We start from the raw sequence: 16,567 nt of genomic DNA on the forward strand, positions 1-16,567 counted from the left end.
TTAAAATTTCGTGAATTTTCAAATATAAAAAATAATAAACAAAGAGGAGATCATCATGACCTCACCCTATTTTTCACTTTTCCTGACAGGGGAGCCGTTTCGGCTGTTTTCCACTTCTCACGTTATCACCTTGATTCTTGTGCTCTGTCTTATCGTGCTCACCTATTTATTTCGGCAAAAGCTCCAAGCCCCGACAAATCGACTCGCCACACGTTACGTACTTGCGGGTGTCTTGCTCTTGTCAGAGATTTGTTATCAGCTTTGGCATGTTTATACCGAGAGCTGGACGGCTGCTTACACACTGCCCTTGCAGTTGTGTAGCGTGACTCTCCTTCTTTCTACCGTGATGCTGATGACGAGAAGCTACGGGCTATATGAGATTACGTTTTTTGCCGGGATTGGCGGAGCCATGCAAGCATTGCTTACCCCCGAGTTGTTTTATCCATTTCCACATTTTCGCTTTGTGCATTTTTTTGTAGCCCACGCGGGAATTGTCCTTGCTTGCCTGTACATGACGTGGGTAGAAGGCTACCGTCCGACTGTCCGTTCGATTTGGAAAACGATGGGCTTTTTAAACCTGCTTTTGCTCGTCGCACTTTTCGTCAACCAATGGACGGGCGGAAATTACTTATTTGTCTCGCGCAAACCGGACAATCCCAGTCTGATTGACTTTTTGGGCCCGTATCCGTGGTATATCATTTCGTTGGAAGGAGTAGCACTCGCTTTGTTTTTCTTGTTGTACCTGCCCTTTGTCCAAAAGCAGCCGTTGGCGAAGGAAGTCAGGGGCGATTTATCTGTCTGAATTACGCTTGCTGCTCGTTCACCCAATCGGTTACAAACTGCAAGAAGCGCTTGGCAGCCGGTGACTGCTTGGAAAAAGAAGTTGCTGCCACCCCCAGCGAACGGTAATGCTCCCCTTCAAGCGGGATCATCCGAATATTTGCAGGCAAACGGAACAAAATCATTTCCGGAAGAATGCTGATCCCGAGCCCATTTTGCACCATGGCAATAATCGCGTGATCATCTCCCACTTCATATTTGATTCGCGGCTCGATCTGATACTGGGCCAGCAAGCGCTGTATATCATTGTCACAGCCCGTCTTCGGCATGATAAATGTCTCTTCGGCCAATCGGCTCACATGCACCCGCTCCTCTCCGTAGAGCGGGTGTTCCTCTGTCACCAGCAAATACATTTGATCCTTTTTTAAAGGAATACATTCCAAATCCTCTGTTGTCGGTAAGGAGACGAAGCCGAAATCAATTTCTCCGGTTTGAATCCAGCTCTCAATTCCATCGTAATACCCTTCCATCAGCTTAATCTCGATCGCTGGATACTGGTCTTGAAACCGCTTGAGGGTTCCGGGAAGCCATTGCGTGGAAACACTCGTGAACGTTCCAATTCTCACCGTCCCGACCTCCAACCCGTTGATGGCAAACACCTCTTGCTTCATCCGCTCATGACAGCGCAAGGTCTCACGCATGTACGGTAGCAGTCGCTCCCCATTACTCGTGAGGCTAATGCCCGATCGTCCTCTGGTCAAAAGCGAAAACCCAAATTCCCGTTCCAGACTCGCAATCGCATGGCTGATCGCTGATTGTGTCAGACCTAGTATTTCGCCAGCTTTGGTTAAGCTCCCCGACTCAATAACGGTGATCACTACCTCAAACTTGTTCAAACTCACCCTTCTTCGTCCCCTTTACATGAATCTGATTCATGAAAATCATCACAAACATTCATTTTTCTTATTTAAACGATACTCGTATACTGTTTATGGCGCAACAGTGATTAGGACCCGCTTTTTCCCGGGCAAGGAGGCTTATCCCATCATGAAACCGCAAGTGAAAGCCGATTTGGCTATGATTTTGGTCACCCTGTTTTGGGGAACGTCGTATGTGTTTATGCAAATGGGATTGAAGGATTTGGAGACTTTCAATCTGATCGGTATCCGCTTTGGCATCGCTTTTCTACTGGCAGCCGCCTTGTTCCATAAACGCTTGCGTGGCACGAATCGAAAAACATTGCTCCATGCATTCGTACTCGGTGCGCTCCTTTTCGGGGTTTTTGCCACCATCACGAACGGAGTGAAATCAACGACAGCTTCCCAGGCTGGTTTTCTCGTTAGCTTGACCGTTATCTTTGTTCCGCTCTTATCTATTCTCTTGAGAAACCGTCCTGAAAAAAGAGTCTTTGTCGGCGCTGGACTGGCCATGATTGGTATCGGCCTGCTCACACTAAACGCTGAATTTCGAATCAGCCAAGGAGACCTTTTGTGCATCGCAGGTGCCCTCTTTTACGCTACACATATTACCGTAACAGGCCGATGGGCCAATCAATCGGATACGATCCAGTTGGGGATTTACCAGCTTGGCTTTACGGCACTGTTGGGCATTACTTTTTCTTTTGCGTTGGAGACTCCCACATTGCCGCAGACTACAGAGGCTTGGATCGCCGTGCTCGCCCTTAGCGTATTGTGCAGTGCAATTGGCTTTGTCGTTCAAACGGTGGCCCAAAAATATACGACTGCCACGCACACCGGTGTTATTTTTTCCTTGGAGCCAGTCTTCGCTGCCCTGTTTGCCTTCTTGGTCGCAGGCGAAACACTGTCTGCTCGCGGGTACATAGGCGCAGGTCTCGTTTTGATCAGTGTGCTGATTGCGGAAATCGATGTGAAGAGCTTGCTGCGCGGAAAGCAGCTGACAAAAAACCCGACCCACTTATCCTGAGTTGGGTTTTGCGTTGGGTCATGAAAGAGAGTAATCTGAAGGAATTCCAAGCCTGATTTATTTGCTATGATTGAAAAAATGAGTTTATCCATGACGAAGCTAGTTAGTATGGAGGGATGGGCATGAACCAAAACAACGAAGCAAACAAAATCACAACGCAAGTAGGTGAATGCGAGATTGTGATCACCCGGGTATTTGATGCTCCACGCGATCTTGTGTTTGATGCTTGGACGAAAGAGGAGAACCTGTCGAAGTGGTGGGGGCCTCGAGGTTTTACGACGACTTCTCAGAAGTTTGATCTAAAACCGGGCGGTACTTGGCAGTTTATCATGCACGGTCCTGATGGCGTTGATTTTCCCAACACCAACGTATTTGTCGAGGTCGTTAATCTCGAGCGAATCGTCTTCAAACATACTGTATTTCCTCATTTTCAAGCGACAGCCATCTTTGAGGATCTGGATGGCAAGACCAAACTCACTTATCGCACCGTTTTTGAAGAAACTGCCGCTGTATTCGATAAGGTGAAAACATACGCCGTTCCAGGTGCCGAACAGACTATGGATCGTCTTGAAGTGCATCTGGCAAGTATGTCTGAAAAGTAGATCGTTCCATAAAACAGCGGCAGTCCAGGACTTTACTTTCTTGTCCAGGACAGCCACTGCTCTGATTTTCGGGTTATTTTTTAAGACGTGTAGCAAACTTTCCCGCCAATGATGGTCATCATGACCTTTGTCGAGAGCAGCTCGTCTGGATCGATGGTAAACAGATCTTTGGAGTAGACGGTCATATCCGCATATTTTCCACGAGACAGCGTGCCTTTGACTTGATCTTCATTCGTCACCTGTGCACTGCCCAATGTAAACAGATGAATCGCTTCCTCCATCGTCAGCTTTTCTTGCGGGAAGTATCCATCGTGTGTTTCCCCCGGTGCTTTGCGCGTGACGGCTGCGTGTATCCCCAACAGAGGATCGATTGGTTCTACCGGTGTATCCGAGCCCGCAGCACAAATGATTCCGTAATCCATCATCGTTTTCCAGATGTACGAGTGTTGAATCCGCTCCTGCCCTACGCGATCCATCACCCACGGGAAGTCTCCTGCAAGAAAACGCGGTTGAATATCAGCGATTCGAAGAGGATGCTTCAAGCGGTCCAGCAGGTCCGGCCGCAAGATTTGAGTGTGTATGAGGCGGTCCCGATAGGCGACTGCCGGGAACTGATCCAAGCTGTCCAGCACCATTTCCAGTGCTTTGTCGCCAATGGTGTGTACAGCAATGGGCATCCCGAGTCCACGTGCTTGTCGAACCAGCTCTGTCAGCTCGTCTTGCTCATGTACGGGATAACCACTGGTGCTCGGATCATCAGCGTACGGAGCTGACAGGTAAGCCGTCCTGCGTCCTAATGCCCCATCTGCAAAAATTTTCACCGCACCGATTTGCACATGTGCGTTGCCGTAACCTGCCGTCATGTTTAAGTCGCGCAGCTCATGCATATGCGGATAGAAGACAAGCAGGTTGCTACGCAACGCAAGCTCTTCGCCATTGATGAGCTCATCATAGAGCCGATACGTTTGCGCAAGTCCACCCAATTCACGCAAATCCTCCGTATGTGCCCCTGTCAATCCATGCGCCATTGCATAGCGAATCGAGCTGCGCAGGCTTTGCTTCAACTGATCGTAGTCAGGTCTCGGAATATGCTTCGTAATCAGGGTGGAGGCAGTTTCTAATAGCATACCCGTTGGCTTTCCGCTCACAGGATCATGTACAATGACTCCCCCCGCAGGCACCTCCATGTCACGATGATAGCCACATAGCTCCAATGCCTTGCTGTTGACCAAATTCGCATGTCCACATATTCGTGCAAGAAGAATCGGGCAATGTGGTGCAGCTTCATCAAGCTCTTCGATGTCAGGAATGCCGCCACCATCCGCGAACAAATTCTCATCCCAGCCGTAGCCCTGTATCCACGTATTTTCTGGTGTGGCTTGCGCTTTTTCTTTCAAGAGAAACAGCATCTCGTCCTTGGACCGAGCTTTGCTTAAATCCAGCTGCAAAAACGTGAGACCGAGCCATCCCAAGTGCAGGTGGCTGTCAATCAATCCCGGAGTAGCGGTATATCCTTGCAGATCAATGATCGTTGCATCGCTGCCTCCGTATTGAAGAAGCATGTCCGCATCGCTGCCCAAGTCATGGACAATTCCATCTCGAACGACTAGTGCTTGTACGAACAAATGCCTGGTATCTCCTGTGTAAATGCGTCCATTCCTGAAAATGGTTGTCGCCATCTCGTGACCTCTTTTCTGTTCGCTTCTGTATTTTCGCATGCCTATCCTCTCTTAATTTGTTTGCTGATAGTCGTTTTCCTCCCTGAAATGAAATAACGTTCAAAAAATTGCGACCTTTCATTTGGGAAAACATGGTATTTACTCACTTTCCTGTTGAAAGCAGCAGCGGTAGGGCACGTTATGTTCATGTCCTATTTTTGCGCGGAGGGAACGTATGCAACAGAAAACAAAAAAACGCCTTCCACCCTTCCTTCAAACTCAGGAGTCCACTGGTCTGAAAATGTCGCGCCACGAGCCTTCTCAGCAAAAGCCATCAGGGCGTCTGGACAATCAAGCCAAGCTGCTGCTCCTGGTCAACGCTGTATTCATTGCGGCCGGCGCCCTTTCTGGCACGTTTGTAAACGTCTATTTGTGGAAGGTAAAAAGTCAATTTGCGCCGATCGCTTGGTTTACTTTTGCCGCCCATCTCGCGGGTGCTCTTACTTTCTGGCTTGCTGGCTGGTACGTCAAGCGTTTGAACAAAATGAATGTCTTGCGTGCCGGAATGGCAGTTTCTGCCCTTTTTTATTTGCTCGTTCTTCTGGCGGGGCCAAAAGCTGTCTCTTATGCCGTACCGCTTGGGCTCGTTCAGGGTATGGCGAGTGGATTTTTCTGGCTTTCTTTTAATGTGGTGTACTTCGAAATCACGAATGCCGGTAACCGCGACCTTTTCAACAGTTGGGCAGGGTTGCTTGCTTCCATTGGCGGTATGCTCGCTCCATGGATATCAGGCTTGCTCATTACGCAGCTTCCGGGCAATAGTGGCTACTCCCTTATTTTCGGGATCTCTCTTGCGCTATTTGTCGTCGGCGTGTTCATCAGCTTTTTTTTGAAAAAACGCCAATCGGAAGGGACGTATTCTTGGAGCTTTTCCTTACGTTGCTTGCGAGAGGAGCCCGAGTGGCGCTGGGCAGCAGGCGCTTTAGCTGGTCAAGGACTGCGTGAAGGCGTATTCGGCTTTGTGATCGGTCTACTCGTCTACATTTCCACGAGAAGCGAGATGACTCTCGGCAACTACTGGTTGACTACATCTGCCGTGGGGCTTGTAAGCTATTTCCTGATCGCCAAATGGTTCTCTCCTCGCTATCGCAAGTGGGGAATGCTCACTGGTTCTGTCATCATGTGGGGGATTCTCTTCGTATTTTTTTGGCAGGTGAGCTTTACGACACTGCTTATTTTCGGGATCGCCGTGTCTATCGCTTATCCGCTGTTCTCTGTGCCCATGCTCTCCACGATTTTTGATCTGATTGGCACTAACGAAGAGAGCGCACGCAATCGGGTCGAGTATGTCGTGCTGCGAGAGTTCGCTCTGGACGTTGGTCGGCTGGTGGGGATTCTGATCTTTCTGCTGGTAACCTCCTTGAGCGTCTCTCCGCTTACGCTGAACTGGTTGATTCTATGCATCGGAATCGGCCCACTCATCGCATGGGCGTGCATGACCAAGCTATTCCGTCACGTCCCTGCGACTAAAAAACCAGACAACTAAACGTAAGCGTGCGCCCATGATAAAACCCGCTTCGGCTGACTTGTCTTGCCTAGCGGGTTTTGTCACCGATTTATGAAGACAGTCTCCAGCCGCCTGTCGTTTGCTGCAGCTTCCACAGCCGTGCATACAAGCCGTTTTTCATCACAAGCTCATCATGCTGTCCCTGTTCGACGACAGTGCCATTTTCCAGCACATAGATGTTGTCAGCATTTCGGATGGTTTTCAGGCGATGAGCAATGGCAATAACCGTTCTTCCCTCGATAAGCGTATCGATCGCTTTCTGAATTTGCGCCTCATTTTCCGGATCTAGTGAGGCTGTTGCTTCATCCAAGAGAATGATCGGCGCATTTTTCAAGATCGCTCTGGCAATGGAAATGCGCTGTTTCTCCCCGCCTGACAGCGTGCTTCCCCCTTCTCCTACGAGCGTATCGTAGCCATCGGGCAGCTTCATGATGAAATCATGGCAGCTCGCTAGTTTGGCCGCCTCCTCGACCTCAGCTTGTCTCGCATCCCTTTTTCCGAAGCGAATGTTGTTTGCAATCGTGTCCTGGAATAAATACACGTCCTGGAACACCATCGACACTCGGGAGAGAAGTGCCTCCGGGTCCATGTCGACAAGCGGTTGATTGCCTAGCTGAACAGTGCCTTGCGACGGGTCATAAAATCTGGCAATCAGCCGCATCACGGTGCTTTTTCCACTGCCGGACGGCCCAACCAACGCTGTAAATGAACCGACTGGCATGTGCATGCTCACGTTGTTCAGGACGTTCTTTTCGATGTAGCCAAAAGAGACGCCTTCGAGCTTCACATCGTTTTCCGCAGGCGGTTGGTGCTCGCCTGTCATGATCGGCTCCGCCAGTAACTGGACAATCCGCTCCCCCGCTTGCTCGTGGTAACGGAATTCTGCATAGTTGACGAGTGCAGCTGTCAATGGATCAAAGAGACGTGTACCAACCAGCAGAAACATGACAAACGTGATCAGGTCTATGCTACCTGCTACGAGCAAATACACGCCGACCATGACCATGAGTGTGAGGCCAGCTCGGATAAAAGCAATGGCGGCGAGCACAATCGGTCCCAGCAAACCTTCGATTCGTATGCTCTGCCGCATGAACTCGCGAAAGGATTGCTCCAGCCGTACAAAGCGTTCGCCGGTCAAATTGTACGCCTTGATGACACGAATGCCGTTCAAATATTCCTGCAAGCGATTGGCGGCGTCAATTTTGGCCCGCATATGCGTTGCTCCGAGCCTGCGTTGAAGTCCTGATGTCATCAGCACCAAGAGAATCGCTATGGGAAATGCAGCAAACAGGGCCAGTGCCATGCGCCAATCTGCGAAAGAAAGACCTACGATCGCCATGACAGGCATGATGATCGCCCCCAGCATTTGCGGTACGAGATGGGAAATCCCGTGCTCCACCATCGTAAAGTCTCCCATCATCATATTGGCCAAATCTCCTGGGTCTCTTTTGTTCAAGTAACCGAGTGACAACTTGCGAAGATGCTCTGCGAGCTTGGTTCGTCCTTCTGCAGCCGTGCTGTAGGCACCGCGAAACTGTGTACGATACGCTGGAATTTCGCATAGAAACAAAAGGAGCAACGAGACTACCATCCATCCGCATACCCACCAGAGTCGCTCGATGTTCAATGGGGCATCCGGCTGGGCAAACGGCTCAAAAATCAATCGGGCAGCCTCCACGAGCAAGGCAAACGGCAATATTTGCGCAAGGTTGGCAAGTGTCGTGTAAATAACGGGTTTGATCAGCGCCCTTGGTTTACCTGCTGTGATATTGTTCAACATACTCATCTGTGTCCACACTCCCCTTTCCTTCGCCCATTTGCCAGTCCTGCGCATCGGTGTAAGCGTTCCACATCCGGGCATAGAGCCCATTCGCCTCTACCAATGATTGATGCCTGCCTTGTTCGATCAGCTTCCCTTTTTCCAGCACCAAAATTTGATCGGCATCCCGAATCGTTGACAGGCGATGCGCGATGACAATGACGGTTTTGCCCTTCATCAGCTCTGCCAGAGCCAGTTGCATCTCATACTCATTTTCAGGATCAGCAAAGGCAGTCGCCTCGTCGAGGACAAGAATCGGTGCGTTTTTCAGGATCGCCCGTGCGACCGCCACACGCTGCTCCTCTCCCCCGGACAAGTAGACTCCCCCTTCCCCAATCAGGGTGTCGTAGCCTTTCGGGAGCTTTTGAATAAAATCATGACATTGGGCTGCCTTCGCCGCTGCATAGACTGCCTCTGGCGTTGCTTCTGGCAATCCAATGGCAATGTTGTTGTAAACCGTGTCGTAAAACAAAAACGTATCCTGAAAGACGAATGCTACGGTGTTCATCAAATCCGTGCTCGACAGCTCCCGAACATCTACCTGGCCAATGCGAATCGCTCCCTCCGAAACATCCCAAAATCTTGGAATGAGATTCGCTACCGTAGATTTTCCTGCACCAGACGGTCCGACCAGAGCCGTCACCTGCCCGTGCTTCGCCAAAAAAGATATGCCAGATAGTGTCTCTCCTCCTGTTTTTCCCTCTGCTGCATAAGAAAAAGAGACGTTTTCAAATGCGACATCAAAGCTCTGTGGACGCTGGGAGCTAAGCGGTTCGGTAACGGGTTGCTCTGCCAAAATTCGATCCATGCGCTCCACCCCCTCGCCAATGTCACGCAGGGTAGAGGTCAAAAACAAGAGCTTAAACATCGGTGCAGATACACCTGGCGCCATTACGAGAAAAAAGAGCAGAACAGACGCAAACGCAACATTTTGCGGGTCTTGACTCAGCATAAACACCCCTACCGGGAGTATGAAGGCCGCAAATGAACTCAGGATCACCTTGAACACCAAAAATCCGTTTTGAAAATCATCCGTATGCTTGACGCAATAGTCCCGATAGGTGATCATATCTGCATAAAAGCGCCGGAAGGAATGAACCGTCTGCCCGAATACCTTGATCGCCGGCATTCCGCGTACATACTGGACGGCAGATCCGTTCATCCGTTCTAGCGAATCGTAGTACCTCTTGATATTTTCTTTTGTTTTCGTCCCGGAAAACGTAATGATCTGCACAATCAGTCCCAGGATGATCGGCACGACGCAGGCCAGCGCCAGCCAGACGTTCAAGTAAAACATCACGCCGATCATGAGCACCGTCGTCACGACTACATGTACCAAATCCGGAAGCTGATGCGCGACAAACGTCTCGACCTTTTCCACATTTTGCTCCAATGTTTTTTTAACTGCACCGGTAGACGTTCCGTTGAGCCAACCAAGCGGCAAACGGCCGATATGCGAAGCCAATTTGACCCGCATTCCGTATAAAATGCGAAACGCAGCGATATGAGACACCATCCCGCCCGCATACATCATGACCAGACTTCCCACGAGTCCCAAAAGTGCAATAACTCCCCACCGAATCATGTACGCCCCGTCTGCCATAGCGGGAGACGCTGCATGCGTTAACAGTTCGCGTAAAATGAAGTAGACAGATGCATAAGGCACCAACATGCATATTGCGCTCAAGGAAGACAATATTGCCGAGACGACGAGCAATCCGCGCTTCTCATCCGCAATCTCCAGCAAGCGACGCACGCCTTTTTTGGGTTGCATCCCCTCTTTGCTCTCCATTGTCGTCATTCCTGTTCTCCTCTCTCCTGCTTGCTTCTTTTGTCCTACCTCTTATCATAATGTGACCTTCTGCCCTCTACCGCCGATTGCCGGATAGATCTTGCCCCTAGCCGGAGTATTATCTTATTTGGGAACAACAAAACGGTCATGACCGTTTTGTTTGACCGCAAGCGGTCGCATCCACCTTTATGAAAAACGTCGAGATGTTTCGATCCCCCGATGAGAGGGGACGTTTTTCACACAAAAAACCTTTCCCACTTGGAGGCTAGCTCCCACAGGAAAGGTTGCGTTGGTTTTTTCGATTATGGTTGGACTACTTTTTCTTTCGCTTTCGTTACGATGTGGTGTCCGAGCGGCAAGCCGCGCTGCTCCAGCTCATCAGCTGTCACAATATGGAGCGTCTCACTTTTACACGGCATGGGCATCAATCCGCCCAATGGACTCATCACTCTTCCGATCGTGTCTGTCTCAATGAGCACGTACAGGCCTTTTTCCTCCAATTGTTGCATGAATTCTCCCCAACGCTTGGAAGTAATTTGATCGGCGTGCTTGGTGAATATGACACCCATTTCTTGTGCTAGCATGTAAAATCTCCTTTGTTCTATCCGTCAAATATATGCTTCAAAAGATAATCTAACAATACAGGGAAACCTCCCTTCTGGCAAAATCCGTGTAAGCCAAAAAAACACGAAAAACGGTTGTTTTTGACCGCTTTTCGTTTCAGGAATCTCACATCTTCCTCGCACACACCGTTTCAACGCGGCACGCTGTTTTTTGCCGCTTGCTTTTGAAAAAGAGGCCTATTTTTGCAGATTTCCTGAGTAATTTTCATGTCCTGCCCATCATGTACCTGTATTTCCTCGTTTTAGAAGCTCGCTGCCAGCTCCACATGCAGCAGTCGAGCAAAAGGAACCCAGTGAATCTCGGAGCCAGCCCGAAGCTTGAGGCGTCTCGCCGCCTGATCAATATGGATAATGTGGGCAGACAGGCGTCGCGGCTCTCGCCCGTCATAATAGGTCAGTGCCAGGGTGCTCTCTGTCTGGAACGCCTGCCATACCAGCTCGCTCAAGGCGCTGAGCTGCTCCTGATCCAGCTCGGGTGGTACATAGCGGCGCTCTTCTTCCTTGATGCGCAAATACATTTCCCGATGCTCCGGTAGCACAAACCGACTGGCCACGAATACATTTTCCTTTTTGGACACGCGTTTTTCCCTCATCGCTTGTTCTCTCCTCGCTGTTCATATCGGGTCCACAAATGGACGAGCTCCTGACACTCTGCCCGCAATACCTCAATCGTATAGATCGCTTCTCGCACGTACCCGCGTTGTCGATAGTGGACGACATACATATGTCCCTGACGTCGTGAGCTGACCACGGTGCACCCTCGCTGCCGCAAGATGCGACGCAGCTGGTGATGCTGCCGCTCCGCCCACCGCGAGAGCTCATCGAACATCATCTGATAAGAAAACTTCAACGGCACAATCCGCATCTGCCCCAGATCGGCCATGACTGCCCGAAACAAAATGCCAAATAAAATATACTGGCGTATCAATTCCTGCTCGTCTGACACCATCGGCTCCGTCACTTGTAGTGTCCTCCGATCTTACGTGCACGCTCTTTCGCCTGTCCCGCTTCCAAGGCAGAGGTGGCGCGCAGGATGGCGTCCTGACCGTATCGGCTCCGGATATCATCCATGGCTTGTGCCAACGAACGCCGCTTGTGATTGTCCGTGAACAGATTGAGTTGCACCACGTTGTCAGGGACAAGCTGCCCCAGATTGACCCCGATACTGCGGACGGGCGTTTCCTGCCAGTGACGGTCAAACAGAAAGCAGGCTGCTTCGTACAGAGTCATGGCATCGTTCGTCTGGTCCGTGAGCTTCATCTGCCGCCCAAAGCCCGTTCCAGCAGCCAAATCGGCTCCACGACAGCCCACAGACAGAACAGAGCCCATCAGCTCCTTTTTCCGCGCCCGACGGCATACTTCTTCGCATAGCTCCAATAATATAACCTTGATTTCTGCTGCTGTATGGTAATCCCGAGGCAACGTCATGTGATGACCGATTCCTTTTTGTGAATCATAGGAATCCAAAGCCACAGGTGAATCGTCGATTCCGTGAGCCGTGCGCCACAGCACTTCCCCGTTCACTCCCCAATGTCGGGTGAGGATGGCTGGCCTCATATCTGCAAGCTGCCCGATCTGATAGACGCCCATTCGATGAAAATGACGCTTCATGCGTGAGCCTACCCCGAACAGCTTTTCAATCGGAAGCTTCCAGAGCGTATCCGCTAACGTTTCCCGCTTGAGCCAAAAAACGCCTTCTTCCCGTTTCTTGGCGAAATTGTCGCAGGCCATTTTGGCCAGTACCTTGTTCTCTCCGATGCCTACCCGACAGTTGATTCCCGTCTCCATCCAGACGCGCTGCCGAATCTGCGCAGCCATCTGTAGCGGATCACCAAACAGATGGACGCTGCCCGTCACGTCGAGAAACTGCTCATCGATCGAGTACGGCTCCACCTTGTCTGTAAATGCCTCGAATATGCGAGTGATTTGCATGGAGATGCGAATGTACATCTCCATGCGCGGACGAACAACGACGAGCTGGCGACACTTTTGCTGCGCCTGCCATAGCGCTTCAGCCGCGACCACTCCGTATGACTTGGCAATCGGACACGCTGCCAGCACAACTCCGCTGCGCCGCTCTGGATCACCTGCGACGACAATCGGCTTGTTTCGCAGCTCTGGATTGGCCCCTTTCTCGATACTGGCATAAAAGCTCTGCATGTCGATCAAAAACACGATCCGCTTGTTCGCATTGGACACACGATCATCCCCTAATAAGAACTTATGTTCTTGTTTTGCTTTGTTCTTATTATAGCAAACAAACGTTCGTTTTTATGCCTGTCTCGCGCAAAAAAAAGTTGGTAATTATTTCCCACCGGATAAGCACACGCCGGTAGGTGTTCCGCAGGCGAGAGCGAATCCAATAAGGGGTTACTTTTTCACGACAGGAATCCAAATTTCGCTTCGAAAGGTCGGTGATGAAATCTCTTTATTTTCGTTCCACAAAATCTCTGGACCCTCAGCCTGTTCATAGCCGGAGGATAAAAACCATTCCGAATAAATCCGGGCCCAGACATCTTGCAGCGTATCAGGAAAAGGACCCACTGCTTCGAATACCGCCCAGGTGGAAGCAGGAACTTCGAGTACCGCCAGATAGTCTGGACAAGCTTTTGTAGTGGCTACGCCGATATAGTGATCGAGCTCGCCATATTCCAGCCGACCTTCTGAAAAATTCGTGGACGCACTGAGCAGTCCAAGTGGCTTGACATCGGATAGAGACTTCAGTTGCTGAATCGTCTCCATCTCTAATGAAGCCCACATGGCCGCAATCTCTGGATTGACTCCACGATAAATCAACGGGACTCTTTTTTTCAGACCCACAATGCGAAATGCTTCTTTTTCTTCCATGCGGTAGTTCATGGCACTGCCTCCTTTAATGGATAGATGAAAGGTCATTCGCGGATAAACCTTCAAGGAATGGCCGATGTGTCTGGCTTCTGTCGGAATGAATCCATGCACATTCTGAAAAGCTCTGGAAAAGGAATCAGCCGATCCGTATCCGTATTTGATCGCAATGTCAATGACTCGCTCGTTGCTGTCCGCAAGTTCAAAAGCTGCAAGCGTAATGCGCCGACGCCGGATGTACTCGGATAGCGGAACACCAGCGAGAAAAGAAAACATCCTTTTGAAGTGATACTCGGAGCAGCAAGCCACCCGAGCGATTTCTTTGTAGTCAATCTCGCTTGTCAAATTGTCTTCGATATAGTCCAGAGCCTCATTCAGCTTTGCAAGCAAATCCATGGTAATGACCTCTCTTTCCCCCTCAGAATAACAGATGCAAAATCGGGCGATCCGACATTTGGTGCACGATTATGACGGGTCTACCTTGTGAAAAACACCAATTGAAAGGAGCTTTATCACAATGACAACCACTTCCCCCCTGCTCCCCCAAATCGGAGCTATTTTTGTAGCCGTCAGCGACATCGAGCACGCACGCGACTGGTACTGCCGCCTATTGGGCATTCCCGCAGACGGTGAGATTATGTTCGGACATATATATTGCATTCCCTTGCAAAGCGGACTGACGCTCGTTCTGGACAGCAAAATCTTTCCGAAGCGCATCACAGATGATGCCCCCTTATTTCATTTCAACACACAGGATATTGAAGCCTCTTATGCCTTTCTCAAGGAGAGCGGAGTTGAAGTCGTTGTTCCTATCCAGCATGGCCACTGGTTCAACTTCCGCGATCCCGACGGCAATCTGATCATGGTAAGCCAATGTTAAACGGAAGAGGAGATACAGGCATGACCATCCACTTGCGCCGCACTACACCGGCAGACATGCCATTCGTATGCGAAGTAGAAAATGCACCAGAAAATACCCCGTTCATTATTCCGTGGAGCGAACATCGGCACCACAACGCTCTTGGCGACCCGGACATCCTCCATATGATTGCCGAAAAAAAAGAAACAGGCCACCCCGTCGGCTACGTTATCATCGCCGGGCTGACCAATCCTCATCAATGTATTGAGCTTATGCGTATTACAATCGCAGTGAAGGGGGAAGGCTACGGTCGCAACATCCTGCGTCAAATCAAGCATTGGGCATTCATCGAGCAAAAAGCCCATCGACTATGGCTGGATGTAAAAGAAACGAACGACCGCGCCCGCAGCCTTTACTTGTCCGAAGGGTTTCACATAGAGGGCACCTTGCGCGATTGCCTGAAATCAGGCGATACTTACGAATCCTTGATCATTTTATCGATGCTGGCAACGGAATATGACGCCTAGGGGGCAAATGCGTCCGGAGTCGTGACGTACAGCCATTTGCCATCGTTGCTAGCTCCCAAAATCGATACACTTGCTGGTAGTCCTTTCACCAGCACAGATTGTTGCTTACGATCGGCATCGAACAGGAAGAGCGACGACACGGACTCCGCTCCTTGTTCAGCTTTTTCCCAATCGATATAAACCAAATGGTGAGTGCCTGGAATCCATATCGCTTCTGGCTTCATTTCCATCAGTTTGACGTCGCCCTTAAACACCCCTGCATTCCAATACATTTGATAGGCGCCATCTGTCGACTGGATATAGCCAGACCAAGCTTCTTTGGGTACGGGTGGATTCCAGCTGATTACCTTGCCTGACTGCCAATCGTAGCGTTGACGAAGCTCTTCAAAGCTATCTTCCTCTGTTCTCATTTCAAACGTTGCGTAACGTCCATCATCCATAAAACTGACGGGCTGGACTTGCCCATTCATCTCATCTGTTGGGACCCATCCTTTAATTACACCTGGGAGGCGCCGTTCTTTTCCAGTCGCCAAATCATACACGACCAGATCGAGATCCTTTTTCTGTTCGGTTTTTCCTACTGCCATCAATACATGCTTGCGATCATGGCTAAAGCTGGCTCCATGTACATATCCATCTACCTTGACACGAGTGGCAAACTCGCTTTTCGGTATTTCTGTCCCTTTCGGTGGAAGAGCGAAAAAGAAGCCGCGGCGATCTACCATGAAGTCGCCTGCACCGCTATAGTTGTCAGTCAGCTCCACTGGATAAGCAGTCAACTCTTTTGTCTGTGTGTCATAAATCGAATACAGCATGGGGAATCGCGCATCGCACTCGCAATATTCTGTAAATCGCTCCAGCAGCACATACCGTTCCTCAGGGTCGATAAATTCCATGGGAGTCCTGACGGCAAAGTCCGTCATTTTTTCTTTCACCTTACCATCGACTGAGACTCGCCAAATCTGAGACGGAGCAAACACCACCGCCGAAAAATCATTCGTATCGTCAAACACGGTTCCCTTTACCGTCTTCGCTCCTGCTACGTTTACAACATATTCCGTCCAGCTTCTGTCTTTGGCAAGCGTATCAGGAAGGGTAGCCTTCAATTGCAGTTGACGGTCGTGCACCCAGTGAAACGTAAAAATCGGCTCCACGTAGCCCAAGTCCTCTTTTTTGGTCTCTTCCTGGGCATTTTTGCGGATAGCTGCTTCGACTGTTCCACGGTTCACAGCTTCTTTAAAAAATATGGTGTACGCCTGTGGTGCGGGTCCCACGACTGTTCTTCGAGGAGAACGGAGCTGTGGAGCATCGTTTAGCTGAATGACCACGTCTTCTTTCATCGCCGCGTAGTCATAAGGCAGTTCCTTTTGCTTCCATTCCTTAGTCGTTTGGCTGGTCGTATGGGATGGGTCAGTCTGAGCAATCCGACTGTCCGTGGAAGTTGCTTGCGCGAAGTCGGATCCTGTCATGATAAGCAATGCGAACACAATGGACATACTCATTCCCCGAATTTTTCGCAAAGACAAAAAAACTCGCCTCGCTTCCTAGAAAA

Annotated in this window: 16 protein-coding genes; 6 read left to right on the top strand and 10 right to left on the bottom strand. The window is 50.1% G+C overall.

Going from position 1 to position 16,567, the window contains the following annotated elements:
* Positions 1-55 precede the first annotated feature (55 nt).
* Positions 56-802: a TIGR02206 family membrane protein gene (locus ACM6JA_RS08900; RefSeq protein ID WP_414852004.1), complete on the top strand. Its 747-nt coding sequence runs from the start codon at positions 56-58 to the stop codon at positions 800-802.
* 1 nt (position 803) lies between these two features.
* On the opposite strand, the gene ACM6JA_RS08905 is transcribed toward ACM6JA_RS08900, so the two are convergent.
* Positions 804-1,682, bottom strand: coding sequence for a LysR family transcriptional regulator (locus ACM6JA_RS08905; RefSeq protein ID WP_414852005.1), 879 nt, complete (start codon positions 1,680-1,682; stop codon positions 804-806).
* Positions 1,683-1,827: 145 nt separating this feature from the next.
* On the opposite strand from ACM6JA_RS08905, the gene ACM6JA_RS08910 reads away from it, so the two are divergent.
* Together ACM6JA_RS08910 and ACM6JA_RS08915 are read left to right on the top strand one after the other, a co-directional pair.
* Positions 1,828-2,724 carry a DMT family transporter gene (locus ACM6JA_RS08910; protein ID WP_414852006.1) on the top strand — a complete coding sequence of 299 codons (897 nt, stop codon included), beginning with the start codon at positions 1,828-1,830 and terminating at the stop codon, positions 2,722-2,724.
* 122 nt (positions 2,725-2,846) lie between these two features.
* Positions 2,847-3,326, top strand: a complete 480-nt coding sequence (locus ACM6JA_RS08915; RefSeq protein ID WP_414852007.1) for an SRPBCC family protein — start codon at positions 2,847-2,849, stop codon at positions 3,324-3,326.
* An 80-nt stretch (positions 3,327-3,406) separates the two neighbouring features.
* Here the strand turns inward: ACM6JA_RS08915 and ACM6JA_RS08920 are convergent, their stop codons facing one another.
* Positions 3,407-5,005 carry an amidohydrolase gene (locus ACM6JA_RS08920; RefSeq protein ID WP_414852008.1) on the bottom strand — a complete coding sequence of 533 codons (1,599 nt, stop codon included), beginning with the start codon at positions 5,003-5,005 and terminating at the stop codon, positions 3,407-3,409.
* Positions 5,006-5,219: 214 nt separating this feature from the next.
* Here ACM6JA_RS08920 and ACM6JA_RS08925 point away from each other — a divergent pair, with 214 nt between their 5' ends.
* Positions 5,220-6,530 carry an MFS transporter gene (locus ACM6JA_RS08925; protein ID WP_414852009.1) on the top strand — a complete coding sequence of 437 codons (1,311 nt, stop codon included), beginning with the start codon at positions 5,220-5,222 and terminating at the stop codon, positions 6,528-6,530.
* Positions 6,531-6,600: 70 nt separating this feature from the next.
* Here ACM6JA_RS08925 and ACM6JA_RS08930 read toward each other — a convergent pair whose 3' ends face one another.
* The 7 genes from ACM6JA_RS08930 to ACM6JA_RS08960 form a co-directional block, all read right to left on the bottom strand.
* Entirely contained in the window at positions 6,601-8,337 is a 1,737-nt protein-coding gene (locus ACM6JA_RS08930; RefSeq protein WP_414852010.1) for an ABC transporter ATP-binding protein, read from the bottom strand.
* Entirely contained in the window at positions 8,306-10,144 is a 1,839-nt protein-coding gene (locus ACM6JA_RS08935; RefSeq protein ID WP_414852238.1) for an ABC transporter ATP-binding protein, read from the bottom strand. The genes ACM6JA_RS08930 and ACM6JA_RS08935 overlap by 32 nt, the downstream gene beginning before the upstream one ends.
* Before the next feature lie 320 nt (positions 10,145-10,464).
* Positions 10,465-10,746 carry a hypothetical protein gene (locus ACM6JA_RS08940; RefSeq protein WP_007728325.1) on the bottom strand — a complete coding sequence of 94 codons (282 nt, stop codon included), beginning with the start codon at positions 10,744-10,746 and terminating at the stop codon, positions 10,465-10,467.
* A 281-nt stretch (positions 10,747-11,027) separates the two neighbouring features.
* On the bottom strand, positions 11,028-11,378 hold the full coding sequence (locus tag ACM6JA_RS08945; RefSeq protein WP_414852011.1) for a YolD-like family protein: 351 nt from the start codon (positions 11,376-11,378) through the stop codon (positions 11,028-11,030).
* Positions 11,375-11,746, bottom strand: a complete 372-nt coding sequence (locus ACM6JA_RS08950; RefSeq protein ID WP_414852012.1) for a hypothetical protein — start codon at positions 11,744-11,746, stop codon at positions 11,375-11,377. The genes ACM6JA_RS08945 and ACM6JA_RS08950 overlap by 4 nt, the downstream gene beginning before the upstream one ends.
* Positions 11,743-12,984 carry a DNA polymerase IV gene (locus ACM6JA_RS08955; protein WP_414852013.1) on the bottom strand — a complete coding sequence of 414 codons (1,242 nt, stop codon included), beginning with the start codon at positions 12,982-12,984 and terminating at the stop codon, positions 11,743-11,745. Before ACM6JA_RS08955 ends, ACM6JA_RS08950 begins: the two co-directional genes overlap by 4 nt.
* Before the next feature lie 171 nt (positions 12,985-13,155).
* Positions 13,156-14,025 carry an AraC family transcriptional regulator gene (locus ACM6JA_RS08960; RefSeq protein WP_414852014.1) on the bottom strand — a complete coding sequence of 290 codons (870 nt, stop codon included), beginning with the start codon at positions 14,023-14,025 and terminating at the stop codon, positions 13,156-13,158.
* 121 nt (positions 14,026-14,146) lie between these two features.
* On the opposite strand from ACM6JA_RS08960, the gene ACM6JA_RS08965 reads away from it, so the two are divergent.
* Positions 14,147-14,509, top strand: coding sequence for a VOC family protein (locus tag ACM6JA_RS08965; protein ID WP_414852015.1), 363 nt, complete (start codon positions 14,147-14,149; stop codon positions 14,507-14,509).
* Positions 14,503-15,015, top strand: coding sequence for a GNAT family N-acetyltransferase (locus ACM6JA_RS08970; RefSeq protein ID WP_414852016.1), 513 nt, complete (start codon positions 14,503-14,505; stop codon positions 15,013-15,015). Before ACM6JA_RS08965 ends, ACM6JA_RS08970 begins: the two co-directional genes overlap by 7 nt.
* Here ACM6JA_RS08970 and ACM6JA_RS08975 read toward each other — a convergent pair.
* Positions 15,012-16,511 carry a hypothetical protein gene (locus tag ACM6JA_RS08975; protein ID WP_414852017.1) on the bottom strand — a complete coding sequence of 500 codons (1,500 nt, stop codon included), beginning with the start codon at positions 16,509-16,511 and terminating at the stop codon, positions 15,012-15,014. The two genes, ACM6JA_RS08970 and ACM6JA_RS08975, sit on opposite strands and share 4 nt — an antisense overlap.
* Positions 16,512-16,567 lie beyond the last annotated feature (56 nt).

It is taken from the genome of Brevibacillus sp. IT-7CA2, assembly GCF_949767855.1.
Classification (GTDB): domain Bacteria; phylum Bacillota; class Bacilli; order Brevibacillales; family Brevibacillaceae; genus Brevibacillus.